The following is a 26,626-nucleotide window of genomic DNA, read 5'->3' as shown; positions in this document are numbered from 1 at the left end:
TCACAGCGTCGTGAATTTTGTCGCAATGGATTTTGAAACTGCTAGTGCCAAACGCCACAGTGCGTGTTCATTGGCACTGACCATCGTCAGACAAAACAAGGTCGTCGATGAATTTTATACGCTGATTAAACCCGATACAGAATTCTCTTGGCGCAATACGCAGATTCATGGCATCCATGCGAGTGATGTCGCGGACGCGCCAACCTTCCCAGAAATCTGGCCGCACATTAATCAGTTTTATACAAACAACCAACTTGTCGTGGCTCACAATGCCCCATTTGATAATGGCGTATTAAAAAGCACGTTAGCTCATTATGATCTGGCACCAGTCCACTACTTGACCTTAGACACGGTCAAAACAAGCCGTCGCTTTTTCCCAGAATTTCCAAACCACAAGCTTAATACTGTCAGTGAACGGCTCCACGTTAATTTGGAACACCATCACAATGCACTAGATGATAGTTTAGCTTGCGCCAACATTTTAATCTACCAAGATCAACAGTTTGGTGCTTCCGCGATCAAGCCATTTGTAAAATTACAATAACTTGTCTTGATTCCCGTAACCTATCATAGACAATAAAAATCGTTTCGCCATCAGATTTTGTATCTGTTGACGAAACGATTTTTATTTTTGCTAGTGCATTTGGACAGAATTAATACTAGCAACGTTGCCGATCAAGCCTGACCTCAGTGACATTCATATACGAGTTACGCCTGATGCCCATGATGAACGGTTAACGTCATTTGCTGGGCAGGCACCTCATCCCCGACAGCATTCACAACAGAATCGGAATGAGTGACCTTAAACCCTAAATTGCGATATAGCCGTTTGGCATACGTGTTCTCCAGCTGGACGGTTAAAACAATGTTTGTCAGTGAACTGGTCGTTTTCGCCCAATAGAGCATCTCTTCCATGAGGGCCGATCCCAGCCCCTCATTCCAATACGACTTTAAGATGGCTACTCCGATTTCGCCAACGGTTTCGTTTTTAGCAATGATACTGGCAACGCCAATTAACTGACCACCATAATCCGCTACCATCAGATGATTTTGGGGTGAACTGATCATCACCCGTAATTGAGCGGCTTCCTCTTCAACAGACAAATGTGCCAAAGCAGGATCAGCAGTGAATGTGGTAGATTCTTTTTTTAAATCTTCCAATAGGGTTAGCAGGTCTGCTGCATCATTTTCAGTAACAGGCCGAATGTCTACAGTCGGTTCACTCATCGTATTGTGCCTCCAATTTATCAGTCATTTTTTGATAGTGTTCACCTTGTGGATCAAACGTTAAAGTGCGTCGATCAATATTACTTTCATCACGGTGTAAATGAATCGTTAACCGTTCAGCTGGCAACTCACCCTTAACAAACTGTGACCACTCAACGACACTGACACCTTGTCCATTAAAATATTCATCGAGGCCCAAATCATCACCACCGCCATTTTCCAGTCGGTATACATCCATGTGATACAGTGGCAAACGGCCTTCTTTGTACTCACGAATGATGGTAAACGTAGGGCTTTTAACATACCTGTGAATGCCTAAACCGGCCGCCAAGCCCTTAGTCAGGGTCGTCTTACCAGCACCAAGATCGCCATCTAATAAAATAACATCGCCCGCAGACACCAGCTCTGCAAGGTGTCGCCCAATAGCCTGTGTTTCTTCGTCAGTCTTCGTGGTGATTGAAAACATGTGTGATCCACTCCTCAAACGTACTTAACACGTCATTCTTTGAATAAAAATCGCCATCCCAAAACAAGTGGAATCGCGATTAATTGTGACCTTATCTAACTACTTAACGGATTGTGCAGCGGTGATGATTGCAACCTTATAAACATCTTCTTCGTTACAGCCACGAGAAAGATCAGATACCGGTTTGTTCAAACCCTGTAGGATTGGGCCGATTGCTTCGAAACCGCCAAAGCGTTGGGCAATCTTATAGCCAATATTGCCAGATTGTAGTTCTGGGAAGACAAACACATTTGCGTGACCAGCAACTTTTGAGCCAGGTGCTTTGGCCGCGCCGACCGTTGGTACAAACGCAGCATCGAATTGTAATTCACCATCCAGTGCTAAATCAGGCGCCTGTTCGTTGGCTAACTTAGTAGCTTCTTGAACCTTAGTCACCATGTCGCCCTTAGCGGAACCCTTGGTTGAGAAACTCAACATAGCAACCTTTGGATCGATATCAAAAACCTTCGCCGTGTGGGCCGATTCAATAGCAACTTCAGCCATGCCAGCAGCGTCTAATTCGATGTTAATGGCACAATCGGCAAAGACATAACGTTCGTCACCCTTTTGCATCACAAACGCACCGGAAATTCGTTTGACACCTGGCTTAGTTTTAATGATTTGAAGTGCTGGGCGAACCGTATCACCAGTTGGGTGAACAGCCCCGGAAACCATCCCATCAGCTTGGTCCATATAAACCAGCATCGTGCCGAAGTAATTAACATCCTTTAACCAATCTGCCAACTGTTCGCGCGTGTTCTTACCAGCACGACGCTCAGCGAGGGCATCAAGCATGTCCTTTTTCTTATCTTCAGGATATGTTTCTGGGTCAATCAATAATACGCCGCTGGCATCCAAGTTGTTGTCAGCTGCGGTCTTTTCGATATCAGCCTCGTGTCCCAAAATAATTGGCTTTACCAAGCCATCCTTGGCCAACCGAATCGCAGCACCCAAGATCCGCGGATCCTGACCTTCTGGAAAGACAATGGTTTTGTCTTGACCACCAATTTTATCCTTTAAACTATCAAATAAATCCATGCGTGATTCCTCCAATAATTTAGTCTAATTACCCATTTTTTAAATCCGCCATCGAAACTGAAGCTGGCAATTGCCAATTAATGGGGGCTTCCCCCATCGCAACCAACGCCTCATTTGTTTTCGAAAACGGTTTGGAACCAAAAAAGCCACGATATGCAGAGAGTGGACTCGGATGTGCTGACTGCAACACAATGTTAGTATGCGTATCAATCAGTTTAATCTTGTCTCGAGCAGCACGACCCCAAAGAATGAAGACAACCGGTGTCTCACGTTCCGACAATCGTTTGATGGCCGTATCGGTCAGGCGCTCCCAGCCTTTACCAGCATGAGAGAATGCCCTGCCATCCCGAACCGTCAGAACGGAGTTGAGTAGCAACACGCCCTGCTGAGCCCATGATTTTAGAAAACCGTGATTCACTGGCGCAATCCCAAGGTCATCCTGCAATTCCTTATAAATATTTTGAAGCGACGGTGGCACTTGCACACCGGGCATCACAGCAAAACTCAGACCAAATGCCTGATGCGGTCCATGATACGGATCCTGGCCTAAAATAACCACTTTAACATCTTGAAACGGCGTCCATTCGAAAGCCGTGAAGATGTGGTTCATCTCAGGATAAATCGTTTGCGTGCGATATTCCTGTTTCAAAAAGTTGTGTAATTCTTGGTAGTAAGCCTGTTCAAATTCAGGCTGTAAAATATCCCACCAGTCATTATGAATAAACGGTTTCATTCCCTGCACCTCAACGTTTATTGTAGCAGACCTCTAGCGTAAAATACATTATCAACTAACTGTCTTCATCGATCTAAAAGTTAGTCGAGAGAAACAACGAGTTTCCCGCGGTTCAGAGCGTTGACCGTGTTACAATCAAACGTAGACAACAGTTTACTAAATCACTCGTCCTTATAATGGAGACTAATCATGCGTCAGTTATACATTAGACAAACCCCGGGCGTTTTAAACGGTGTCCGCCCCGTATTAGATGTTCATCGACAAACACTCTACCTAATCTCCGGTCAGTTCGGCTGGTCACGGGCACAATTAATTGCTTCTTCTGCCTCAGGTGAAGCTCTGGCGGAAGCAAAACAACTCTCTTTAGGCATTATGCCAAAGTTTGCAATTTACTTTAATGGTAAAGAAGTTGGCTCGGTTCGACGCACATTTGGTTTTTGGCGCGAGGTTATTTATATTCACGGTCTTAACTGGGTCGTTATGGGTAACCTCATGTCTGGAAAATACAAAATCTACCATGGCACCCATATTATTGCCAGTATGCGCCCAGTTGACGGTTCAGACGGTGGCTATGATCAACTCAGTGTAGCTAACCATTCGGCCGAACCTGTCTGCTTGCTGATTGCGGCAATCATGGATCGTTGGTCCAAACAAAATGGGCGGCGGCGCCTCGTTCATAATCAGGCCCTTCGTTTGGGCCAAGAACCAAAAACACTTGGACCCGAGTATCGAGAAAAGGAATGAATTAGTAAAGAAATGCGCTGCGAGTATCATTATTTGATGCTTCACGGCGTTTTCATGTGCGATAAATGCCGTCAAATCAGCGTTTCTAGGGATAGTTACATGTTTGTAATCATGCCCATTGCCGTCAGTGCGGCAACACTTCAATAATTTTCGAGTTATAAACATTATCATGTTACAAAATATTTCAAAAGCATCTTTATGTGACAAAACACTCTGATTTTGTAATGTCTACGGTATTTCGTTGTTATTTACACCATGTATAGTAGGCATCGTTGTTTGGAAGAGAACAACACCCCAGCCACGAATCCTCGTGAGGGGTTGCCAAGCGCGTCGCCAATTAAGATGCGACGCCATACACAATATAGGAGTGAAAATTTCTACATGAAGATCAAACAAATTTTGTTAACTACTTTAAGCGCCGGTGCTTTATTAGCCGCTGGAACTGTTGCCGCAAACGCAGACTCAAACGTTACTGTTAAGAGCGGAGACACTGTTTCCGCATTGGCACATGCCAACAACACAAGCATTGATGCAATCATCAACGCTAACCAGTTGCAAAACCAGGGAGACTTAATCTACGTTGGTCAAAACTTGATTATCCCTGACGGCACTTCCAACACTACAACAACTACGACGACACAAGCTGCAGCCCCTTTACAACAAGCTGCACCAGTTGTACAAACACAGACTGTTGCTAAGACACAAGCTCCAGTAGCCCAAACAACTACTACACAAGCTGCGTCTGCACAACAGACTCAAGCAACTACACAAACAACACAGGCCTCCACTACGCAAAATACACAAGCATCAACTACACAGGCTGCCTCAACTTCAACAGCTTCATCATCTGACGAAGCTGCCATGGCTTATATTGCTGCCGGTGAATCTGGTGGTAGCTACACTGCCCGTAACGGTCAGTACATTGGTAAATACCAATTGAGTGCTGACAAGTTGAACGGTGACTACTCCGCTGCTAACCAAGAACGTGTTGCATCTGCTTACGCTGTTTCACGTTACGGTTCATGGTCAGCCGCTGCTGCCCACTGGGCTGCATACCGCGGTTGGTAATCTACTGTTAATCTAACAACTATGCTCTGACTTAAGACTCATCTTCGGATGGGTCTTTTTTTGTGACCTCTTTTAAATTCTTAAACAAAAAAACGATCCTGTAATTACACAGAATCGATGCGGACCAAACACTCTACGTAGCTGGAGGACGTCAACAGTGATACCGAGCCGTGAAGGTAACCTAAATTCGAGCGGTTTGCTCGAATTTAGGTTACGGACGGTCGCCAAGACTCGGCTTTTCACGAGGCTTGGCGGCGAGGTGAAAGACTCCGAATTTTAGGAGGCTTGAACCGGTCCCACGGCGGGCGTATCACTGTTGACAACCGTAAGCGACAGTAAAATAGGTACAAATACTACAAAAGTAAAGTAATTATCGTCGGCGCGACAATGCACGATCGATATCACGTTGTTGGTCGCGTTTTTTCAGTGTCTCACGTTTGTCATAAGAATGCTTTCCTTGCGCCACACCAATCAGCACCTTCGCAAAACCATGCTTGATGTAAACCTTTAATGGCACAATGGTCATCCCCTTTTGGGACACTGCCGACTGTAACTTGCTAATTTCTTTTTGATGTAGCAATAGCTTTCGTGTACGCAACGGATCGTGGTTGAAACGATTCCCCTGCGTAAACTCGGCAATATTGACATTCATGAGGTAAGCTTCCCCATCTTTAATCGACACAAACCCGTCACCGATCGTGATTCGGGCCGCCCGAACGGATTTAATTTCCGTACCGGTCAGTGAAATACCAGCTTCATATGTGTCGAGAATCGAATATTCATGACGCGCCTTACGATTATTTGCCAGCGCGTCGTTGCCAGTTTGTTTTCGTTTGGCCATGTTCACGCCTGCCTTTCGTTCAGCATTTTGGTCTTAAACTTACTTTTTCCGGTCACCGTGAAAATTGGTTTTACCACTACGACCAGCCTTATTGCGATTACTTTGATAGTGGTTAAATTTCTTGCCACCATTCTTCTCATCACGTTTGGCATTGTTATGAAAGTTACGGTTACCACGGTTGCTGTTTCCACGACGGCCGCCATTGCCATGATTATCATGGGCCACACGAATGTCTGTCGTTGGCGCAGTCCGCGGGTCCACAATGGTAAAGTCCACTGCAGCAGCATCCTTATCGACCTTCTCCAAATGAACCTTGATTGGCTGGCCAATTTGGAAGATGTGATGATGCCGTTCACCGATCAATGCTAAATGACTTTCATCGTAATCGTAAAAGTCATCTTTCATGTTAGAAATGTGAATGAGTCCTTCAACCGTGTTTGGCAATTCCACAAACATCCCAAACTTCAGAACAGAACTGACAACTGCGTCAAAGTCCTCGCCAACATGATCAGCCATGTATTCGGCCTTCTTCATGTCGTCGGTAGCCCGCTCAGTGTCGATTGAACGACGCTCGCGTTCAGAAGTATCTTGGGCAATCTGTGGTAGCTTATCTGCATATTTTGCCTTAGCAGCATCACTGTCACCGTTTGCCGCATACCAGCGAATCATCCGGTGAACCATGTCATCTGGATAACGACGAATTGGTGACGTGAAGTGTGTGTAGTATTCAGCACCAAGACCAAAGTGTCCTAATGGCTGATCTGAATATTTCGCCTGTTTCATGGAACGAAGCATCATGGTTTGAACCATCTGCTCTTCAGGTGTTCCGGCAACTTCCTTCAACACAGACTGTAACATCTTCGGTTTCAGGTTGTTTGGATCACCCTTGGCATTAATGCCAAAGACATTCAACAAATCAAAGAAGCTCTTTACCCGATCACCATCTGGTGTTTCATGGACACGGTATAAGAACGGAACATGCATCCGGTCATAATGTTCAGCCACGGTTTCATTAGCAGCCAGCATAAAGGATTCAATCATCCGTTCTGCCAGGCCACGTTCACGTAACTCAATGTCAGTCGGATGCCCTTCTGCGTCAACAATGATCTTTGCTTCTGGAGCATCGAAGTCAATTGCACCACGCTGGTGACGTTTCTTAACCAGAATCTTGTGTAATTCTGCCATCGTTTCAAACATGCCAACAAGACTGTCATAACGTTCCATGGTTTTGGCATCATGAGCTTCCAAAATCTTATTAACACCCTTATAAGTCATCCGGGCATGACTCTTCATCAAGCTAGGATAAATCTTATGGCTAACGACCTTACCAGTACCATCAATTTCCATGTCACAGGTCATTGATAAACGTTCAACGCCCTCGTTCAGTGAACAAATGCCGTTTGATAAGCGTTTTGGCAACATTGGAATAACGCGGTCAGTCAAATAAACAGAAGTTCCACGTTTGTAAGCTTCTTTGTCGAGCGCAGAACCTTCCTTCACGTAGTAACTAACGTCGGCAATGGATACGCCCAGATGATAATTACCATTTGGCAGTTTCCACGCAACGACCGCATCATCCAAATCCTTACTTTCAATACTATCGATGGTAACTAACGGTTGATCAGTAATATCAACTCGACCGGCCTTGTCAGCTTCTTGCACCGTATCAGGAATTGCATTGGCTTCATCCAATACTTCCTGTGGGAATTCGGAAGGCACATCATGAGCGTAAACGATTTGGAGAATATCGATACCTGGTTCGTCGGCGTTCCCAATCACCTTCGTGGCCACACCACTTAACAACTGTGGATTGAGATCCGTTGGATAACCGGTAACATCGGCCGTGACAACTTCACCATCAACTGGATGAATACCGCCGTCGAGTACATCAAACGTATAACTGCCGAGTTTCTTATCTTTAAGGAGCACTTCACCAATAACACTAGGCAACTTGGCGTCACGTTTGGACCTAAACTCACCGACGATTTGTGTGTAGTGGCGCTCAGTCACTTTTGTTACTTCACCTTCAGGTCCACGATCAGATCCCGGTTTAGATGGGCGTAAAATCTTCATCTCAACCGTGTCACCTGTCATGGCATGCTTGGTATGATCTGGATTGATGTAAGCATCAGGTTGTTCATCATCATATGCGACGAAACCAAACCCCTTGTCGTTACCATGGAAAGTTCCTGATAACCCAGCTGCCACTTTAACAATGGCCCACTTACCGGTGTCCGTAACAGCCACTTTGCCAGCACGTTCCAACCCAGCAAGTGCCTGCACACTTAGCGTGAATTCAGCTTCTGGTTGTTTAAGTGCAGTGCCGATTTCGGCCGCTGTAAACGAGCCCTCCTGATTGGCGTTTAAAAACGTCAAAATTTGTTGTTGTAAATTGCTTTCTGTCATAATTACCTCATTTTTACTTTCGCGTTAGGTTAAAACAGTCGTCCAAGAAATGCTTCAACGTCTGTTTGCAATTGGTGATGCGCGTTATTTACTGTTAAAACATGGCCCGCGTTCGGATACAGCTTAAACGTGACATCTTTATTTAAACTCTCCATTCGTTCATTAAAAGCCGCCCCACTGCCAGGATCAATCATTTGATCCGCATCACCCTGGGCGATAAAGAATGGCTTATTAATCATTTGTAAATTTGCTGCCACTTGTGTTTGGACAAAGGTCTCAATGTCGCTCAACTGTTCTGGATTGTGCTGAGCTAACCAGTCGAGACTTTGTTGCTTTTCATCCGTTGACATTTGTGTACGTGAATAAATTTTGTTGCTCAAACTTAAAAAGCTTTGTGGCACGTTCGTTTGACCAACCCGAATAACTGGCGATGCAAACGTCCCACCACCGACTAACGTGTTATCAATTTCCAATAAGCGTGTGGCAAACAAACCGCCCATAGATAGACCAAAGACTGCAATTTGTTGATAGCCGTGTGCTTTTAAAAAGGTCACTGCATCTTGCGCGTTCTTCAGCCAAGCGGCCACGCCGCCCTTTGTGATAATATCTTTGGGCTCCATGGTGCCATGACCAGCGAACATTGGGGCATAGACTGTATAACCGTCACGCGCCAAGCCACGCCCAATCATCCCCATGTCATTGCTACTGCCAGAGTACGCATGCAGCAACAAGACTGCGTTTGCACCCGCCTCAATAAACAGTGGTTCTGGTTGACGAAAATGAATTGTCATTCTTTCCATCCTTTCACTGAAAAATTGCATGAAAAAAAGCCGGGACTAAGCCCAGCTTTGTCATACATCAATGAAGATGGCACGAGGCCATCACCAATTTGTAAACGTTAGTCGTCAAAAAACAAGCCTACTTATGCGAGGACAAGTACACTAACGCCAAGGCAATAGCAAAGAACAAAATGCCAAGGATTACTGTAACCCGTTGCATAAAGCCTTCAAAGCCCCGTGACTTTTGTTGAGCAAATAAGTCGTTTGCACCGCCGCCAGACAAGGCACCTAATGCATCATCTGTTTTCGTGGGTTGCATCATGACTGCAATAACGATTAAGATTGCGATCACAATCAGTGCAGTTAACAAAAAATTATACAAAGTGGTTCCTCCCATTCAAACTTCGCGGTATGTCTCAACTAATTTAACATAAAATGGTGGGGATTGCTAGTGTGAGCATGCTACTAAACGTACGCAAACAGGTAATCCTTCAGTCTTCACCACGCACACTAATTTGCTCTGCCATCCCGGCAATTCGTTCACGAATAAAGGCACGATTATCATGTTGTGTTTCCACAATCAAGGTATCCCCGGCACGCAAAATCGTATCGCCGTGCGGAATAATCTGCCGTTCGCCACGATGAACACCAATTAATAGAGCATTTGCCGGCCATCTAAATTCCCGTACCTGATGGCCAACTAAAAACGAGCCATCGAACACGGGTACTTCAATTCGGTCCGTAAAACCAGCAGCTCGTTCCGCCGTCGGTGACAGCATTCGTCCCAATAGGGATTCATAAATTGGCGCGCCGCCGCACACATCTACTGTAATATAGGCAACTAGACAAACCACGGCTAATGGCATCAAATGCTGCAGGGACCCGACCATTTCCGTAATCAATAGAATCGCCGTGAACGGTGCTTTCCCAATTCCGGCGAAATATCCCGCCATTGCAAAAATAACTAAGTTAACCACGTAAATACTGGGCAGTAAGCCCATCATGACCATCGCCCGGCCATAAATTGCACCGATGACGGCACCTAACGTTAAAATCGGTAAGAAGATCCCACCGGGTAATCCGGAGCCATACGCCACCATCGAGAATACGAACCGAACCACAAACAGCCCGATGAGCACCCAAATGCCTGGATGGATGCGCGCCAAATCCAAAATAACGCTATTACCGCCACCCAAACTGGACGTCCACCACCAACCAACAGGAACGGTCAGTAGCAGTGCCACAATGCCGTCTAAATAACGCGGTAGTCTTAATTTAGCGTACCAACTTGGCAAACGCAGCAGAACGGTTTGATACAAACGCCCTAATAAGCCCAAAATGATTCCCAGTACAATCAAATGACCGTAATCACGTAATGGTAGTCCACTGGAGTAGGGAATATGTAAGACCGGTGTTTGCCCGAAAAATCCCAGTGACACAAAGTTTGCTACGACGGCACTGGTCAACGAAGTCAGCCAAACTAACGGTGAAAAGTTATGATAAATTTCTTCCAAAACAAACAGTGTACTGGCAATCGGTGCATTGAATGCCGCTGACAAACCTGCCGCTGCCCCACTAGCGATTGCGACCCGACGATTAGTCCCTTGATGGCCACGAAGCGTGGCGTAGCCTTGCCCCACAGCAGCCCCAAGTTGAATCGAAGGACCTTCCCGACCCAGCATCAGACCAGAACCAATCGCTGCAATGCCACCAACAAACTTTTTCCAGAGCGTTGGCCACCATGGTTCGTCAAACTCCCCAGCCAATTGGCCCTCAACCTGGGGAATCCCAGACCCACTAATTTGTGGACTGGTCTTAACCAGCAGCCCCACTAAAATGCCCAAAATAATCATGCCCAAAAGCCACGGTAAAATTAACCAGGGTTGATGATGCATCACCGCATAACCCATTTTCACCAAATCAAGGCCATGCTCAATTGCCAGGCGAAACAAACTAACGATAAGTCCCGTCATTAAGCCAACTGCTAAGCCTGTGATGACAGTTCCAACTCGCGTTAAATCGAGCGAAAGTCGGCGTTTACTTTTTTTCTTCAAATGATCATCTCTCTTTTTAGGACATTTTTTATAAGAACGTTCGATTATACTCATTCACAAAATATTCAATAATCAACCGAACAGGCTGATCATCAATTACGTTTAACTGCTCAGGTAAAAGCAGCTGCGTCTTCTTTAAATTATAGTAATCAGTCAATACCTTCGTGAGGTTCAAACTATGGCGCAATAAAAAGTGACGGTCAATTAGGCCGCGTACCATCACGCGATCTTGCAGTAATAAAACATCCCACTGATACGTGCGAAAGAGGCCGCGTTTTACGCCGGTCTCGAAGTAAATAATTGCTTGCTGCTGTTGCTGATTAAGCGCATCTTGCAAATTGCGATAATCTGAATCATTGGCTGACTTCAGGTCAGTCAAGAATTCATCAGAAATTGTTCGTGAAATTGTCAAAGATTGATCGAACAGCATTTGAAACTGACGAAAGAAATTTGCCACATCCCCATCAAGCTGAGGAATGTCAAGATCCTCTATGTAGTCTAAGTACAGCTTAACAACGGCGTGCACGATGTCTTCTTTCGAGCTGAAGTATTTATAAGCCGTTCTTCGCGAAACCCCCATTACTTTAATCAGGTCGTTCATTGTTAGCTGATTAAAGCCTTCCCGCATGAAAACAACGGCCATGCGTTCTAATAGCGCGTGCCGTTTTGCCACCTCATGTTGTGTTGCCATTTAGCTCCCCCGTTTCATTGTTGCCAAAAACATTCAAATTTAGTATAGGTGAACAAAGTAAACACATTAAGGGCTTCATGTATATTTCAGTTTTTCTTTTAAATCTTTAGAAATTCATAATCTATCAAAACTTGGCGACAAAAAAACTCCCCACTTCGAAAAGTGAGGAATTTTATTATCATAACAACCTATTTCAAGACGAAATTACTTGTTAATGATGGCGTTACGAGCTTGTTCACTCAAGTTGTAGAATGAGTGGATACCCTTGTATTCAGCGGTTGTGCCTAATTGGTCTTCAATCCGCATCAACTGGTTGTACTTAGCGATCCGTTCAGTCCGGCTCATTGAACCAGTCTTGATTTGGCCGGCGTTTGTAGCAACAACCAAGTCAGCAATCGTTGTGTCTTCAGTTTCACCAGAACGGTGGGAAACGATGGCAGTGTAGCCAGCTTCTTTAGCCATTTCAATAGCTTCAACAGTTTCAGTCAAAGTACCGATTTGGTTCAACTTGATCAAGATAGCGTTAGCAACGCCCATCTTGATACCCTTAGCCAAGTAGTCAGTGTTAGTAACAAACAAGTCGTCACCAACAAGTTGTACTTTCTTACCTAACTTAGCAGTTAAAGTTGCCCAGTCATCCCAAGTGTTTTCATCCAGAGGATCTTCGATGGAAACGATTGGGTACTTGTCAACAATACCTTCAAGTAAGTCAGTGAATTCTTCGGCAGTGTAACTCTTGCCGTCACCAACTAAGTCATACTTCTTAGTGTCAGTGTTGTAGAATTCTGATGCAGCACAGTCAAAGGCAATTGAAATGTCCTTACCAGGTACATAACCAGCCTTGGTGATAGCTTCAACCAGAATTTCAAATGGTTCTTCATTGTTCTTCAAGTCAGGTGCAAAACCACCTTCGTCACCAACGGCAGTGGAGTAACCACGGTCGTTTAAGATGCTCTTCAAAGCGTGGAATGTTTCTGAACCGTAACGAACAGCTTCTTTAATTGTTGGCGCACCAACAGGCATAATCATGAATTCTTGGAAGTCAACCTTGTTGTTGGCATGCTTCCCACCATTGATAACGTTCATCATTGGTGTTGGCAGAACGTGCGCATTGAAACCACCTAAGTAGTTGTAAAGCGGAACTTCAAGTTCGTCAGCAGCTGCACGGGCAGCGGCTAATGAAACACCTAAGATGGCGTTCGCGCCTAATTTACCCTTGTTTGGTGTACCATCAAGCTTGATCATTGCTTGGTCGATAGCAACTTGGTCAGTAACATCGTAACCAACAATTTCCTTAGCGATGATGTTGTTTACATTATCAACCGCTTTAGTAACACCCTTACCTTGGAACCGGCTCTTGTCGCCGTCACGTAATTCAACAGCTTCGTGTTCACCAGTTGAGGCACCTGAAGGAACGATTCCACGGCCCATTGCACCACTTTCTGTGTACAATTCAACTTCAACAGTTGGGTTACCGCGTGAATCTAAAACTTCGCGTGCATAAATATCTGTAATAATAGACATCTTATTCTCTCCTTATATGGGTAAATGTAGTCGCAATGACTTCCCTACTATTATATGTGTTACGCGTTTCACTATCAAGATTATGAGCAATTATTTTCCAGGATCATTGCTAATAAGTTCCAGAAACGATTCAGGTTGAAGGCTAGCGTTGCCGACCAAAACCCCATCGACATCCTGTTTCTGCATGATCGTGTTTATATTTGCAGGCTTAACAGAACCGCCATATAATACCCGCACTTCGTCAGCAATTTCATCATCATAAACGTCTGCGACCGTTTGACGAATCAGATAACAGCCTTCCTCAATTTGATCAGGTGACGCGGGTGTACCAACGCCAATCGCCCAGCTTGGCTCATACGCAATAATCGCAGTTCTTGCCTGCTCCTCATCAACGCCCTTTAACGCCTCAATTACCTGAGCAACAACCCAGTGAACAGCATCATTAGATTCTCGCTGCCCCATCGTTTCATCACAACAGATAATCGGTCGCATATGGTTCCGAAAAACGGCTTGAACTTTTAAATTAATCATCTCGTCGGTTTCACGGAAAATCTTCCGACGCTCAGAATGTCCTAAAATAACAAAATCAACGCCAGCTTTGCTTAACGCATATGGACTGGTTTCACCGGTAAACGGACCATTGTCCTCAAAGTAACAATTTTCCGCACCAACTTCTAAAGGCATGTCGCGAGTCTGATCAACCATTTGTTCTAAAAACAGGGCAGGTGCACAAATAGCTGTTTCTAACTGTATCGCATTAGGCAAATTGCCTCTAATACCATTTACAAACGATTCTACTGAGTCCGCAGTCTTATTCATCTTCCAATTTCCAACAATCATTGGAATCCGCATGGGTTAGCCCCCTCTTCATAATGGGTCTTAGCATTACTCTTTTAATCTGTCAAAGTACTCGTTGCCAAACGAACACTCACAACTCTTTCTCCTACACATGCATTGTAGTGAAGTCAGTCCTAAAAAGCTAGTTTCACCTGTTTGCTGATCGACTTACTACCTTGCTAAACAGCGTCATGCCGTTGCGATGGCCGAAGACGCCGTTTCGTGGGGAACGTTTCAGCCCGCTGAAGTACACGGTCTTCAAACTCGATTCTGAACCGAACACCACGTTTCAGAACTCGTCCCGCAATACTAAATGGCAGAACCCGCCATCAAGTATTGTCGACACGAAACTCTGTCTTCGGTCATCTCCACTCACATATAAGTCGTCAGGACCTTCAACAGATATATTAGTGCACATTTAAATTCGCTGCTCGACCACTTCTTGGGCTTTTCAAGGTTATATGAATATGAGCTGAAGGGCGTCAACATTGAAATCAAGACGTGCAAGTGGTGTTAATTCGGTTGTTTTGTACCGAATTTACAGCACGGACGGTCGTGGAGACTCAGGTTCTCATGAGGCTTCACGGCGAGGTGAAAGACTCCGAATTTCAGGAGGCTTGAACCGGTCCCACGACGCATTTCAATGTTGACAACCGCAAGCGTCCTTAACCACTCAAAACACAAAAACGCCCGTCAACCCGTTAAGAAACAGACTGAAGGACGTTAATGTAGAACGGTATTAAACTAAATTACTTGTCGCTGATTGCTGCGATCCCAGGTAAAGTCTTACCTTCAAGGTATTCAAGGGAAGCACCACCACCAGTGGAGATGTGAGTCAATTTATCTGCAACACCCAATTGTTGAACGGCAGCAGTTGAGTCACCACCACCAACAATTGTCGTAGCATCCAAGTCACCCAAGAACTTACCAACAGCTAAGGTACCCTTAGCAAAGTTAGGCATTTCGAAGACACCCATTGGTCCGTTCCAAACAACAGTCTTAGCGTCACGCAAAGTGTTTTCAAATAATTCAACAGACTTTGGACCGATGTCAAGAGCCATGTAGCCATCAGGAATTGAACCATCAACAGTTTCTGCAGGTGAGTCATTCTTGAATTCCTTAGCAACAACAGAGTCGATTGGCAACACAAGCTTGTCGCCAGCCTTTTCAATGATTGCCTTGGCTGTGTCGATCTTGTCCTTTTCAAGCAATGAGTTACCAACTGAAAGGCCTTGGGCAGCGAAGAAGGTGTAAGCCATCCCACCACCAACGATAACCTTGTCAGCTTTGCTCAACAAGTTGTCGATGACGCCGATCTTGTCAGAAACCTTAGCACCACCCAAGATAGCAACGAATGGGTGAACAGGGTTATCAACAGCGTTACCTAAGAACTTGATTTCCTTTTCCATTAAGAAACCAGCAGCAACTGACTTGCCGGCTGCTTTCATGGCCGTTGCGATACCAACGTTTGAGGCATGTTCACGGTGAGCAGTACCAAAGGCGTCGTTAACGAAAACATCGCCAAGTGAAGCCCAGTATTGACCCAATTCAGGGTTGTTACCGGATTCCTTCTTGCCATCCAAATCTTCAAAACGAGTGTTTTCGAATAACAGAACTTCGCCGTCTTTCAAGTTGTTGATGGCGTCTTCGAGCTGAGGACCACGGGTAGTTGGAACAAACGTTACAGGTTTGCCCAATAAGTTGCTCAAACGTTCTGCAACAGGACGCATGGACAATTCCTTTTTGTCCTCTTCAGTCTTAACACGACCTAAATGACTGAATAAGATGGCACGGCCACCATGATCCAGAACATAGTTAATCGTAGGTAATGCAGCCACGATTCGGTTGTCGTTACCAATCACGCCGTTTTTAATCGGCACATTAAAGTCAACACGCATTAAAACTTTTTTTCCAGTTAAATCTAAATCAGAAACAGTTAATTTAGCCAAGGTAGTTTCCTCCCAACGATTTTTGCGTACGCATATATTTTAACGATTTTTAATGGTAAAAGCCACTCACAGCCCAATTTTCTGAAAACAAACGTGACTATTTGTGAACCATTCCACTAAATCATTCAAAGAAAAAGGCGGGCGGAGTCTTCCTCCTCCCGCCTTTGCCACATTTAATCAAAAACGTAATGATTTAAATTAAGCTTCCAAAGTGGCGAACTTCAACAACGTACGGATCATGTTGCAAGTGAAGCCCCATTCGTTGTCGTACCAAGCAACAGTCTTAACTAATTGGCTGTCACCGGCAGTTGTAACTTCCGTTTGAGTTGGGTCAAATACGGAACCGTGTGAATCGTCGATGATATCGCTTGAAACGATTTCGTCGTCGTTGTAACCAAAGGCTTCGTTGCCTTCAGTGTGCTTCTTGATAGCTGCGTTAACTTCGTCAGCAGTAACTTTCTTGTCCAGAACAGTTACTAATTCAGTTAATGAACCATCAACAACAGCAACACGTTGTGCGTGTCCTTGTAATTTGCCGTTCAAGTCTGGGATAACCAAACCAAGGGCCTTAGCAGCACCAGTTGAGTGAGGAATCGTGTTAACAGAAGCAGTACGGTTGTTACGAGGCTTTGAACCACGAGGGCCATCAAGGATTGATTGGGTTGATGTGAAGGCGTGAACCGTCGTCATCGTACCAACCTTGATACCGAATTCTTCGTTCATGAAGTAAGCCAGTGGTGCAAGACAGTTGGTCGTGCATGAACCAGCGGAAACGATCTTATCGTCGTTGCTCAAAACGTCCAAGTTAACGCCAGGAACAACAGTTGTGATCTTACCAGCAGGTGCTGAGATCAGAACACGCTTTGCGCCGGCATCCAAGTGGGCTTGTGACTTTTCTGCTGAAGTGTAGAAACCAGTACATTCAAGCACGTAGTCAACACCGTCGTTCTTAACCCAAGGAATGTTCTTTGCATCGCGTTCTGCGTATACAGGGATTTCCTTACCGTCAACGACAATGCCCTTGTCCGTTGAACTAACTTCACCAGGGAACTTGCCATGAGTGGAGTCATACTTGAGTAAGTAAGCCAACATTGAAGGTGTAGTCAAATCATTGATTGCAACAACTTCGATGTCGTTAGTGTTCAATTCGTGGATCCGCTTTAAAGCTAAACGACCGATACGGCCAAATCCGTTGATACCAATTTTAACAGTCATTGGTGAACTTCCTCCCTTAAGGAAAATATATGTTTAACACAGATGTAATTATATGACAATCGACCAAATCCTGCAAACGTTAGGATCGTTTTCACAAGTGCTTTCATTCGCTTACATTTGATTGTTTCATAAGCGTGACGCGACTTAGCAGAAGATTCTTCCGTTTGCTAAAAGTTCAAATTCTTACCAAACTCTAAGCGTATTTGTGTGCCATTTTTGCAGCCACCGCTGCCGCAATCGCACCAATGATATCGTCAATAAAGGTATTGACCTGGTCGGTTTTTTCTTCATCCAGCCGTTTGATCACGCCTTCTTTAACCTTATCCACATAGCCATAGTTGGTTACACCGATCGTGCCATAGATATTTGCGATGTTGAGCGCCAGCCCCTCATCGACACCAAACACGCCGGCATCATTTCTGATAATCGATTCCAACGGTTCTTTCAGTTGATTCTCAGTTGCCAGTCGATCCAACTCAAGCGCCACCATCACGTTGTTCATCACTTCGCGTTTGTGGAGTACATCCTCAGTTTCCGTTTCAAACTCGCTGAGCGGAACGTCTGGCAAATAGTCGCGTTGCATGTCCTGCGTAATCGCAGCAATTTCTTTGTAAGTAATGTTCTTTGCTGCTAACTGGGCAGTTACTAGTTTATAAGCAGCCTGATCTGGGTATTTAAATGATGCGTTATTCATATCTTAAGTGTCATTCCTTCCGTAAATCTAAATGTGTTCACTATCATCCCACTAGGATGACGGTCTTCTGCACACCTATTCTAGCGTACACACTTTAGGCAAAAAAAGCATGTTTGACGGGTCAAGATTCTTCCTAATTACCCATAAAAAAAGACGGAACATAAACGTCAAAATATAAACGTTAATCCGTCCATCTTTTATTAGCTGCTTTAAATCAACCCAATCACTGGAACATTATGCCACCATCAACTGCTAAGGATTGTCCAGTAATATAGTTGGCCTGATCAGAAACTAAGAAGGATACGTAGTTCGCAATATCTTCAGGTTCCTCACCACGGCCAAGCAAAATTGAATCGACAAACTTTTGACGTGTCTCGCCAATAGCCGCACCAGTACGCTCTGCAAAACGCGCATCAATTTCGTCCCACATCGGTGTTAAAACAATACCAGGATTATATGCGTTAACCCTAATCTTATCTGGACCAAGTTCCTTTGCTGCTGCCTGAACTAGTCCGCGTGTGGCAAACTTTGTTGAAGAGTACAGGCCTAGCATTTCAAAGCCCTGCATTCCAGCAATTGATGATGCCAAGATAATGGACCCACCAGCATCGCCATTCTTACGCAATGCCTTTGGTGCCGTTTGTAGAGCCCATACTTGGGATTTGAGATTGATGTTTAAAATATTGTCAACCTGTTCTTCAGGGGTATCTTCAATGGTGTCCACCCAATCAATCCCAGCGTTAGCGACAAAAGAATCGAGACGTCCATATTTATCCAGTGCAAATTGAACTAAATCTGTATTGGTTTTCTTGAATTGAACGTCACCAGCAAATGCTGAGGCTTCGCCACCATTAGCTTTAATCTTATCAACAATAGAAGTTAGCTTTGATTCAGTTCGCCCATTGACTACAACAGCCAAGCCATCCTGCGCTAATCGCAAAGCAATTCCGGCACCGATGCCCTGACCGCCACCAGTAACAATTGCAACTTTCTTACTCATAAAAAATACCTCATTTTCTGATTTGTCTAAAGTGACTGAGACATTGTTATTGTAAGCGCCCTCATAACAACTGTCTATTACTTTCGTTTTACATTCATCAGGTAAATAAAAATGAGTTTGGAACATAATATTTCAACTTAAAGTTCGGTGAAACCGCAACAAACAATTTTTCTGCAATCGTGAAATATAACACTGACATCTGTCCATCTAACACAAAAATGCGATGCTCATGGTAACCACCCATAAACATCGCATTTGTATTATCCAAGAAAGCCAAACCGCGTTAAATCTGCTTTTAGTCCTGTTCAAAATTTTGTGCTTTCACGTTGAACCAACCGCGTACCCAAAACGATTTTCTTTGCTATCGGATGATCGGCCTTAGTAATCTCCTGGGCTAACTGAACCGCCGCCTCGCCCATGTGATTAGTTGCGACGTGCACCGCAGTTAATCCTGGAATCGCATAACTGGCGATTGACGTGTCATCAAACGTAACTAGTTGAACCCGATCAGGCACGCTGATGTTAGCTTCGTTCAACGCTTTCAACGCCCCAACTGCCATGGCATCATTCGTAATGATAAAACCGTCTGGCAACTGGTTCTGTAAGTCACCAATCAATGCTTTCATTTGTTGGTAACCCGATTGACGCGAATAATCGCCTTGTGTAACGAACGCTTCATTGTAGTCCAGGCCCATTGCCATCTGAAACGGCGCTTTTCGTGGATCCTCAATGACTCGCTGACGGTCTGTGGTCATCTCCGTACCGCAAATCATCCCAATATGGCGGACACCGGCGTCAGTTAAGTGATGAACTGCATCACTTATCGCATATTGAAAATCCGTAACGACCGAATCATAACCTAATCCCATCGCATCGAAATCCACAAATACAATCCGATCCGTGATGCCCGTTAATTTTAGGATTTCCGCCTGAGAATACTTACCCAGTGCAATGATCACGGATGTATCCTCGTGAATCTGATCCAAGGAACCAGCAAAGACCGTTTGAACTCGAAAACCTGCTGTCATTGCCGCATGCTCAATGCTAATGCGAATCGACATATAGTACAGGTCTTCCATTTCCTGCATCTGAGAATACCATTCAACCACTGTGACTTGTTTGACCACGTTAGTTTGATGATTCCGTTTGCGTTTGGAATAATTTAGCGCCTCGGCAGCTTCAAAAATCCGTTGCCGCGTTTCTTTGCTGACCGCCATCGTCGCATCATAGTTAAGCACACGAGAAACAGTCGCAAGTGAAACATTTGCTCGTGTTGCAATATCTTTCAGCGTTGCCACTGCCTCTCACCTTCCCACACATTCAAAATATTATTCAATCGCTTTAATAAACCGAGATTGTGCCTCACGACCAGCAGCATTCCACTTGAACACACCAGCATCCTCCAAAACGCGACCAAAGACTTTACCAATCGCATCGTCGACTACTTGTTCGACATTATCATCCGTAACCGTATTGTTTTCCTTGAGCTCCTCTGCCCAAGTACGGTGATAGTCCGCCATGTCGTTTGGCTGATCCAACAAGAATTTTTGAACTTCTTGCATTTCGGTCTTCAAACGAGCAGGCAAAATTGCACGGCCCATAACTTCGATTAAACCAATGTTTTCTTTCTTAATGTGTTGCACATCCTTGTGGGGATGGAAAATGCCATCCGGATAAGCGGCGGAAGTTTGGTTGTCCCGCAACACGATATCGAGAACAAATTGATCACCATCGCGATAAGCAATTGGCGTAACTGTATGATGTCGGGTCTCACCGTCATATGCTTTTACAGAAACTGCTGGATCGTCATAATGATTCCAAACTTCACGAATGTGTTCAGCGGCATCTGCGACGTTCTGCTGATTAGTGCCAGTCAAACGAATTGTCGACATCGCCCATTTCACAACACCACACTTAACGTCTGGATAATCAGCTAATTTAAACGTTGAAGCAATCGGCGCCTTCATCATTGGGAAGTTGTGCCGACCACCCTGATAATGTTCATGGCTCAACATAGAGCCGCCCACAATTGGTAAATCAGCATTGCTACCAACAAAATACTGTGGAAATTGCGTAATAATCTCAAACAAATTAGTAAATGTTTGCCGATTAATTTTCATTGGGACATGTTGTTGATCGAGGAAAATCGCATGTTCGCCGAAGTATGCGTATGGTGAATATTGGAAGCCCCATGGACCACCCCCCACCGTAAGTCGAATCACCCGGTGATTACTTCGTGCGGGATAACCAAGGCGACCTAGGTAGCCTTCATTTTCCAAACACAACTGACAAAGTGGATAGCCACTCGCTACTGTGTGTGCGGCTGCCGCAATCGCTTTGGGATCTTTTTCCGGTTTAGATAGGTTGATCGTGATTTCCAAGTCACCAAACGTTGTTGCTGAATTGAAGACAATGTTTTTTGCAATTGCCTTTGTTTTAATGTAGTTATTGGCTTTACTCAAGCCGTAAAAATACTTTGTTGCTGCTTCAGGACTAGTCTGATAATCTTCCCAGAAACGTTCGTTGACCTGGCTTGGTCGTGGCGTTGTCAAGTCCATCAGCTGCGCATCCAATAGTTCGCGGGCTGTTTGGTTATCTTCGATTTTACCGTTTTCCACGGCCGCATTAACCAGTGCCTCACTGATAGCTTCAACCCCATCACCCTCTAGGGCAACAGCCATTTCATCACCAATTAAGGCAAAAATCCGATTTCTCAAATAAACCCGGTCTAGCGGTTCTGCTGCGCCATTCTGAACAGCTAAGCTAATTAAATTCTCTACTGCATCTTCTACCATAATGTCACTCCTACGTTTATGCCGTAACTTCGTGAGTCCCATCGGCAATTTCAGCCACGTAAAAGTCCGCTGCATAACCAAAGCGCTTCAGGTACGTGTCGCCAACAACTTGCTTAACATGATCAACCTGGTCGCGTTTAACGATTGCAATTGCACAACCACCGAAGCCACCACCGATGATCCGAGCACCAAGAACACCTTCTTGTGCCCAAGCAGTATCAACTAGCGTGTCGAGTTCTGGGACGCTCACCTCATAATCATACTGCAATGAGATGTGTGATGCGCTAACAAGGTGACCAAACGTCTTTAAATCATGATTATCCAATGCTTGTTTGGCATCAATTGTCCGCTGGTTTTCAAACACAGCGTGGCGTGCCCGACGGATCAAGGTCGCATCGTTAATTAGGTAGGTTGCTTGGTCAAATTGTTCTTTGGTCAAATCACCCAATGTTTTCACATCAACCCCCTGTTGAATGCGACGCAATGCTTCTTCACACTGTGAGCGACGTTCATTGTACTTCGAACTAGCCAAATCATGAGACTTGTTACTGTTCATGATTAAGACAACGTTATCGCCTAAATCAACCGGATAATATTCATATTTCATGGTGTTAACGTCTAGGAACATGGCTTGGTCTTTTTTACCCATGCCAATTGCAAACTGGTCCATGATACCGGAATTCAACCCAATATAGTCATTTTCGACTTGTTGACCGGCATAAACTAAGTCCATCTGTTCAACGTCGAGGTTGTAAAGTTTCTTGGCAATGACACCAACCAATAATTCTAATGATGCTGAGGACGACAAACCAGAGCCATCAGGCAAGTTCCCATGAACGTACAAATCGAAGCCATGGTCAAACTTGGCACCTTTCTTGGCTAGTTCGTAAAGCATCCCCTTTGGGTAGTTACCCCAACCAAAATCCTTGTTGAAGGATAAGTCGTTTACATCAAAAGTAAGCACGCCATCCTTGGGTAAGTTGCCTGAGTACAAACGAACCGTTGTATCTGTCCGTGGTGAAGCAGCGCCGTATGTGCCTAATGTAATCGCACATGGAAATACGTGACCACCATTGTAATCAGTGTGTTCACCAATCAGGTTGATTCGGCCAGGTGAGAAGAAAACAGACTGTGGTGCGACATCAAAAGCATCTTGATATTCTTGTTTAATACTTGCTGCATCCATAATGTATAAACCACCTTTTAACATTTTTTATTGCTGCATTTTAATTACTTAATCTTGGCGATATCTTCTGAATCCGCACCAAGCTTCTTTTCCAATTCCTTAACAACTTCAGCATGTTTAGCTTCAGTTAAGGTAACTTTTGTTAAGTAAACAACAGCGGCAATGACAAGCATCGCCATTGGTGCGTAGAAAATGTAAGTCTTGAAATGAAGCATTTCGGTAGCCGTAATGCTACTTGGTTTAGCATTACCAATCATTCCTGCGTGAACCGCAGCAAGACCAACAATACCGTTAGCAAATGCACCGGCCAATTTGTCTAACAATGGGCGAACCGCTAAAGTAACCGATTCGTTACGAGTTCCTAAACGTAATTGACCATATTCAACACAATCAGTAATTGTCATTAAAGCAGCTAAGAAAATCATTGGGTAAGGGAAGAAAATCAGCGAAATAGCAAGCAATACTAAGAATAGATTAGTGCCAGCAAACATGAAGACAACGTAGCCAACTAACATGAGGCAAATACCGCCAACATAAATTGCTTTCCGTTTAATCAGTGATTCCAAGAATGGGAACAGGATGACCGAGATGATCCCTAAGATAGCAGTTACTAAACCTTCTAGCGAGAATAATCCAGCCTTTCCCATAACGTACTTGAAGTAGTACAGGAATAATGAACTAGTGATAACGTAACCGAATGCTAGCATAAAGTAAGACAATGCTAACCACATCAATTGGTCATTCTTGAAGAGCACCTTAAAGATTCCAACAATCCCAACCTTCTCAGTGTTTTCACGAATGATGTTATCTTCTTCTTTAGTTCCCAAAGCGGTTGCCAAAGCGCCTAAGAATGAAACAGCACCAATCAAAACGGCGAAGCCAACCCAACCAATTTGGGTTTGCTGACCTCTTGCACCACCGAACCAACCAGATACCAAAGTGACTGTTGGCATGATAACCAAAGCGACACCTTGTGCACCTAAAGTAGAACCGAAACGGGCAATCGTCCCAAAACGAGCACGTTTACCAGAATCAACAGTTAAGGCAGGTAACATTGACCAGAAAGAAATATCTTTAAACGAATAGAAGATATCCAATATCACGAACGCTACTCCAAAGAGAATCAGATATAACGTTGGCTTGTTAACAGTCAAGCCACCAAAATCCGTAAAGATCAGGATAAGCATCAAAGAACTAACGGTCGCACCAATCATTAACCAAGGCTTAAATTTGCCCCATTTAGTGCGCGTGTTATCAACCATCCCACCAATCAGTGGATCAAATGCAATTTCGATAATCCGAATGACCATCATGGTAAGCGTAACAGCACTGATCATCTTGGCATCATTTGCATGATTACCTGAACTAAATAATTGACTAGTAACGAAAATAACAAAATAAGTGCTAAGTGTTGCATAGAATGCGTCGTGACCAAACGCCCCAAGCGCATAGGATAAATATTGTTTGACTTGATTCATTTTCAAGTTCTCCTTTTTCCATTCGACTAATTTAACGTTCGTTTGTCGAATTAGTTATAGCGACGCTCAATGACTTTTTCGAGAATGGCATTACGTTGCTTTTCTTTTGCCATGTCGAATGATGTTTCTTCCAAACCGTTGAAATCTTGCACGAGTAAAACGGATTCAAGGTACAACGTCAATTGACGTTTGATGTACAACTTGTTTTCCTCGCCCTCGCGTTGCGCATTGCCACCCAGCACCGCACGTGCAAACTTATCAGGGTCAATTTTGATTTTCTGATTCTTATCAGCCATCTTGCTAACCTCCAAATAAAATAGTTATGTAAGCGATTTCAAAGTCGATAATAACAGTTTTACTAAAAGTTTCAACAATGTGATTTTGTATACAAATGCTATGCAACCGGTTGTTTTGCCTGCCCAATCAGTTTCATAGCTTATAAATATTTTTACTAAACTTTTTTAGTCTCTTTTTTCAACTGACAAACAAAACGTCCGTTTGATATCAGCTACTGCTGAACATCAAACGGACGTTATTTAACCTAACTCAACTATTTCATTTCCCGATATTGATAACTAATACTATACGTTTGTGGTGCATTTGCTGGTAACACAACATCGCCAAAGCCATCGTGATGAATGGCATCTGGTAGCCACTGTGCTTCCATGGCCAAGGCCGTATAAGGATGACTAGCCTGATAAGCTTCGTCCTTATCATAGGCTAGTGGGTCAGCCGTAAAAATCACTAAGCCATTCCGGCTAGAATATAGGTCCACAGCGCGGCCACTAGCCGGGTCACTGACCGTTGCAATCGGGGTATGTTCATCCCCATTGACACGATAGGCATCGTCGAATTCTTTGCCACCGTTTTCTTCTTTCAACTGAGCCAAATGATCTGTCACAGTCCCTGTCTTACTGAAATCATAGGCTGTACCGGTAGCATCACTGAGTTCACCAGTAGGAACTTTTTCGCTGTTCAACAAAACGCGCTGCTTGCCATTAATGTGCAACTGTTGTGTGGTCAGTGCTTCGTTATCCGTCACATTAAAGTATGTGTGTAACGTAGGATTAAATAGTGTCTTAGCTGTTGCCGTACCCGTAATTGACCAGGTTGCCCGGTTAGCGTTCGTCAAACTATAGGTCACAAGAACATCCATGTCGCCAGGAAAATTATCTTCACTACCCTGAACACTAATTCCTAACGTGACGGAAACAGCATCAGTCGTCTCTTGGTGACCAACAACCCACCAAACACGGTCAGAAAAGCCATGTAAACCACCGTGCAACGTGTTTTTGTTTTCGTTTTGGTCACTGTGATAAGTCGTCCCATCAATGTCATAAGTCGCTTGGCCGATCCGGCCAGCTACCCGACCTACTGTCTTACAAACATAAAACGGTGTGGCTTCGTAATCCTTGAGTTGATCGTAACTGATCAACAAATTCTTACGATTGTTACCATCAGGCACGTCAAATCCTTGCCACGTGGCGCCTAACGTTAATACACGCAATGACACTTGATTATCATTACTTAAAATTAACTGGTCGACTGATCGACCATCACTTAATTTACCAAACGGTTGCTGACTAAAATTCATAAAGGACGCCTCCACAATTTTTACTAAACTTTACTAGAGTCATTATAGTTTTTGATGGAAGCGGTTTCAAGGACATTTAATTAACTCCTTCTTCCAACTGGCCTCTTAAACATAAAAACATTTCAAAAGCTAGCCATTTTAGCCTCTAGCTTTTGAAATGTTTTTATTGACCAATCGTTTTCACGGAACTCAAACGTTGAAGTGAAGTATGTCGAAAAAACTGCAAAACGGTAACAATAAACCGATTCCACTAGAAATATGCATATTT

Annotated in this window: 25 protein-coding genes; 3 read left to right on the top strand and 22 right to left on the bottom strand. The window is 44.2% G+C overall.

The features are described from left to right. The first annotated feature begins 10 nt into the window (after positions 1-10). Positions 11-544, top strand: coding sequence for a 3'-5' exonuclease (locus GB993_RS10190; protein WP_161004214.1), 534 nt, complete (start codon positions 11-13; stop codon positions 542-544). A 164-nt stretch (positions 545-708) separates the two neighbouring features. On the opposite strand, the gene GB993_RS10185 is transcribed toward GB993_RS10190, so the two are convergent. The 4 genes from GB993_RS10185 to GB993_RS10170 all read right to left on the bottom strand — a co-directional run bounded on the left by GB993_RS10185 (position 709) and on the right by GB993_RS10170 (position 3,503). Next, positions 709-1,227 carry a GNAT family N-acetyltransferase gene (locus GB993_RS10185; RefSeq protein WP_161004213.1) on the bottom strand — a complete coding sequence of 173 codons (519 nt, stop codon included), beginning with the start codon at positions 1,225-1,227 and terminating at the stop codon, positions 709-711. After that, entirely contained in the window at positions 1,220-1,693 is a 474-nt protein-coding gene (gene tsaE / locus GB993_RS10180; RefSeq protein WP_017262231.1) for a tRNA (adenosine(37)-N6)-threonylcarbamoyltransferase complex ATPase subunit type 1 TsaE, read from the bottom strand. The genes GB993_RS10185 and tsaE overlap by 8 nt, the downstream gene beginning before the upstream one ends. Before the next feature lie 99 nt (positions 1,694-1,792). Next, a complete protein-coding gene (gene pta, locus GB993_RS10175; protein ID WP_161004212.1) occupies positions 1,793-2,770 on the bottom strand; it encodes a phosphate acetyltransferase in 978 nt (325 codons plus the stop codon). Positions 2,771-2,798: 28 nt separating this feature from the next. Beyond that, on the bottom strand, positions 2,799-3,503 hold the full coding sequence (locus tag GB993_RS10170) for a uracil-DNA glycosylase (protein ID WP_161004211.1): 705 nt from the start codon (positions 3,501-3,503) through the stop codon (positions 2,799-2,801). A 189-nt stretch (positions 3,504-3,692) separates the two neighbouring features. Between GB993_RS10170 and GB993_RS10165 the strand changes: the two genes are divergently transcribed. Beyond that, entirely contained in the window at positions 3,693-4,247 is a 555-nt protein-coding gene (locus GB993_RS10165) for an LURP-one-related/scramblase family protein (RefSeq protein ID WP_161004210.1), read from the top strand. A gap of 381 nt (positions 4,248-4,628) precedes the next feature. Continuing rightward, complete coding sequence (gene apf, locus GB993_RS10160) at positions 4,629-5,315, top strand: aggregation-promoting factor (RefSeq protein ID WP_161004209.1); 687 nt, start codon at positions 4,629-4,631, stop codon at positions 5,313-5,315. 370 nt (positions 5,316-5,685) lie between these two features. Here apf and smpB read toward each other — a convergent pair whose 3' ends face one another. The 18 genes from smpB to GB993_RS10070 form a co-directional block, all read right to left on the bottom strand. Further along, complete coding sequence (gene smpB, locus GB993_RS10155; RefSeq protein WP_017262226.1) at positions 5,686-6,156, bottom strand: SsrA-binding protein SmpB; 471 nt, start codon at positions 6,154-6,156, stop codon at positions 5,686-5,688. Positions 6,157-6,195: 39 nt separating this feature from the next. Continuing rightward, positions 6,196-8,562 (bottom strand): ribonuclease R, encoded by a 2,367-nt coding sequence (gene rnr, locus GB993_RS10150; protein WP_161004208.1) that lies wholly within the window; start codon positions 8,560-8,562, stop codon positions 6,196-6,198. Between the two features lie 29 nt (positions 8,563-8,591). After that, positions 8,592-9,353, bottom strand: a complete 762-nt coding sequence (locus GB993_RS10145; protein ID WP_161004207.1) for an alpha/beta hydrolase — start codon at positions 9,351-9,353, stop codon at positions 8,592-8,594. Positions 9,354-9,480: 127 nt separating this feature from the next. Continuing rightward, complete coding sequence (gene secG / locus GB993_RS10140; protein ID WP_017262223.1) at positions 9,481-9,723, bottom strand: preprotein translocase subunit SecG; 243 nt, start codon at positions 9,721-9,723, stop codon at positions 9,481-9,483. Positions 9,724-9,832: 109 nt separating this feature from the next. Further along, a complete protein-coding gene (locus tag GB993_RS10135; protein ID WP_161004206.1) occupies positions 9,833-11,395 on the bottom strand; it encodes a ClC family H(+)/Cl(-) exchange transporter in 1,563 nt (520 codons plus the stop codon). 28 nt (positions 11,396-11,423) lie between these two features. Continuing rightward, the gene (locus GB993_RS10130; RefSeq protein ID WP_161004205.1) at positions 11,424-12,086 is read right to left on the bottom strand and encodes a TetR/AcrR family transcriptional regulator; all 663 of its coding nucleotides are present in this window, start codon (positions 12,084-12,086) and stop codon (positions 11,424-11,426) included. A gap of 204 nt (positions 12,087-12,290) precedes the next feature. Further along, positions 12,291-13,610 (bottom strand): phosphopyruvate hydratase, encoded by a 1,320-nt coding sequence (gene eno / locus GB993_RS10125; protein WP_017262220.1) that lies wholly within the window; start codon positions 13,608-13,610, stop codon positions 12,291-12,293. A 90-nt stretch (positions 13,611-13,700) separates the two neighbouring features. Then, a complete protein-coding gene (gene tpiA / locus GB993_RS10120; RefSeq protein WP_161004204.1) occupies positions 13,701-14,462 on the bottom strand; it encodes a triose-phosphate isomerase in 762 nt (253 codons plus the stop codon). 734 nt (positions 14,463-15,196) lie between these two features. Further along, a complete protein-coding gene (locus tag GB993_RS10115; protein ID WP_017262218.1) occupies positions 15,197-16,396 on the bottom strand; it encodes a phosphoglycerate kinase in 1,200 nt (399 codons plus the stop codon). Between the two features lie 198 nt (positions 16,397-16,594). After that, positions 16,595-17,611, bottom strand: a complete 1,017-nt coding sequence (gene gap / locus GB993_RS10110; RefSeq protein ID WP_161004203.1) for a type I glyceraldehyde-3-phosphate dehydrogenase — start codon at positions 17,609-17,611, stop codon at positions 16,595-16,597. 193 nt (positions 17,612-17,804) lie between these two features. After that, positions 17,805-18,305, bottom strand: a complete 501-nt coding sequence (locus tag GB993_RS10105) for a phosphatidylglycerophosphatase A (protein ID WP_161001648.1) — start codon at positions 18,303-18,305, stop codon at positions 17,805-17,807. Between the two features lie 223 nt (positions 18,306-18,528). After that, positions 18,529-19,305 carry a glucose 1-dehydrogenase gene (locus GB993_RS10100; RefSeq protein WP_161004202.1) on the bottom strand — a complete coding sequence of 259 codons (777 nt, stop codon included), beginning with the start codon at positions 19,303-19,305 and terminating at the stop codon, positions 18,529-18,531. Positions 19,306-19,610: 305 nt separating this feature from the next. Continuing rightward, positions 19,611-20,603 carry a substrate-binding domain-containing protein gene (locus GB993_RS10095; protein WP_161004201.1) on the bottom strand — a complete coding sequence of 331 codons (993 nt, stop codon included), beginning with the start codon at positions 20,601-20,603 and terminating at the stop codon, positions 19,611-19,613. Between the two features lie 30 nt (positions 20,604-20,633). After that, positions 20,634-22,100, bottom strand: coding sequence for a UDP-glucose--hexose-1-phosphate uridylyltransferase (locus tag GB993_RS10090; RefSeq protein WP_161004200.1), 1,467 nt, complete (start codon positions 22,098-22,100; stop codon positions 20,634-20,636). A gap of 16 nt (positions 22,101-22,116) precedes the next feature. Then, positions 22,117-23,286: a galactokinase gene (locus GB993_RS10085; protein WP_161004199.1), complete on the bottom strand. Its 1,170-nt coding sequence runs from the start codon at positions 23,284-23,286 to the stop codon at positions 22,117-22,119. Positions 23,287-23,330: 44 nt separating this feature from the next. After that, complete coding sequence (locus GB993_RS10080) at positions 23,331-24,764, bottom strand: glycoside-pentoside-hexuronide (GPH):cation symporter (RefSeq protein ID WP_161004198.1); 1,434 nt, start codon at positions 24,762-24,764, stop codon at positions 23,331-23,333. 50 nt (positions 24,765-24,814) lie between these two features. After that, positions 24,815-25,060, bottom strand: coding sequence for a hypothetical protein (locus GB993_RS10075; protein WP_017262211.1), 246 nt, complete (start codon positions 25,058-25,060; stop codon positions 24,815-24,817). A 254-nt stretch (positions 25,061-25,314) separates the two neighbouring features. Further along, complete coding sequence (locus tag GB993_RS10070) at positions 25,315-26,358, bottom strand: aldose epimerase family protein (RefSeq protein WP_161004197.1); 1,044 nt, start codon at positions 26,356-26,358, stop codon at positions 25,315-25,317. Positions 26,359-26,626 lie beyond the last annotated feature (268 nt).

The sequence above is a fragment of the Furfurilactobacillus milii genome (assembly GCF_009864005.1).
Taxonomy (GTDB): Bacteria; Bacillota; Bacilli; order Lactobacillales; family Lactobacillaceae; genus Furfurilactobacillus; species Furfurilactobacillus rossiae_B.
This window is presented reverse-complemented; position numbering and strand designations above follow the sequence as displayed.

Coding starts and splice junctions, on each gene's coding strand:
- GB993_RS10185 (WP_161004213.1), bottom strand. CDS start 1,227: ATGAGTGAACCGACTGTAGACATTCGGCCTGTTACTGAAAATGATGCA.
- tsaE (WP_017262231.1), bottom strand. CDS start 1,693: ATGTTTTCAATCACCACGAAGACTGACGAAGAAACACAGGCTATTGGG.
- pta (WP_161004212.1), bottom strand. CDS start 2,770: ATGGATTTATTTGATAGTTTAAAGGATAAAATTGGTGGTCAAGACAAA.
- GB993_RS10170 (WP_161004211.1), bottom strand. CDS start 3,503: ATGAAACCGTTTATTCATAATGACTGGTGGGATATTTTACAGCCTGAA.
- GB993_RS10165 (WP_161004210.1), top strand. CDS start 3,693: ATGCGTCAGTTATACATTAGACAAACCCCGGGCGTTTTAAACGGTGTC.
- apf (WP_161004209.1), top strand. CDS start 4,629: ATGAAGATCAAACAAATTTTGTTAACTACTTTAAGCGCCGGTGCTTTA.
- smpB (WP_017262226.1), bottom strand. CDS start 6,156: ATGGCCAAACGAAAACAAACTGGCAACGACGCGCTGGCAAATAATCGT.
- rnr (WP_161004208.1), bottom strand. CDS start 8,562: ATGACAGAAAGCAATTTACAACAACAAATTTTGACGTTTTTAAACGCC.
- GB993_RS10145 (WP_161004207.1), bottom strand. CDS start 9,353: ATGACAATTCATTTTCGTCAACCAGAACCACTGTTTATTGAGGCGGGT.
- GB993_RS10130 (WP_161004205.1), bottom strand. CDS start 12,086: ATGGCAACACAACATGAGGTGGCAAAACGGCACGCGCTATTAGAACGC.
- eno (WP_017262220.1), bottom strand. CDS start 13,610: ATGTCTATTATTACAGATATTTATGCACGCGAAGTTTTAGATTCACGC.
- tpiA (WP_161004204.1), bottom strand. CDS start 14,462: ATGCGGATTCCAATGATTGTTGGAAATTGGAAGATGAATAAGACTGCG.
- gap (WP_161004203.1), bottom strand. CDS start 17,611: ATGACTGTTAAAATTGGTATCAACGGATTTGGCCGTATCGGTCGTTTA.
- GB993_RS10105 (WP_161001648.1), bottom strand. CDS start 18,305: ATGAATAACGCATCATTTAAATACCCAGATCAGGCTGCTTATAAACTA.
- GB993_RS10100 (WP_161004202.1), bottom strand. CDS start 19,305: ATGAGTAAGAAAGTTGCAATTGTTACTGGTGGCGGTCAGGGCATCGGT.
- GB993_RS10090 (WP_161004200.1), bottom strand. CDS start 22,100: ATGGTAGAAGATGCAGTAGAGAATTTAATTAGCTTAGCTGTTCAGAAT.
- GB993_RS10085 (WP_161004199.1), bottom strand. CDS start 23,286: ATGGATGCAGCAAGTATTAAACAAGAATATCAAGATGCTTTTGATGTC.
- GB993_RS10080 (WP_161004198.1), bottom strand. CDS start 24,764: ATGAATCAAGTCAAACAATATTTATCCTATGCGCTTGGGGCGTTTGGT.
- GB993_RS10075 (WP_017262211.1), bottom strand. CDS start 25,060: ATGGCTGATAAGAATCAGAAAATCAAAATTGACCCTGATAAGTTTGCA.
- GB993_RS10070 (WP_161004197.1), bottom strand. CDS start 26,358: ATGAATTTTAGTCAGCAACCGTTTGGTAAATTAAGTGATGGTCGATCA.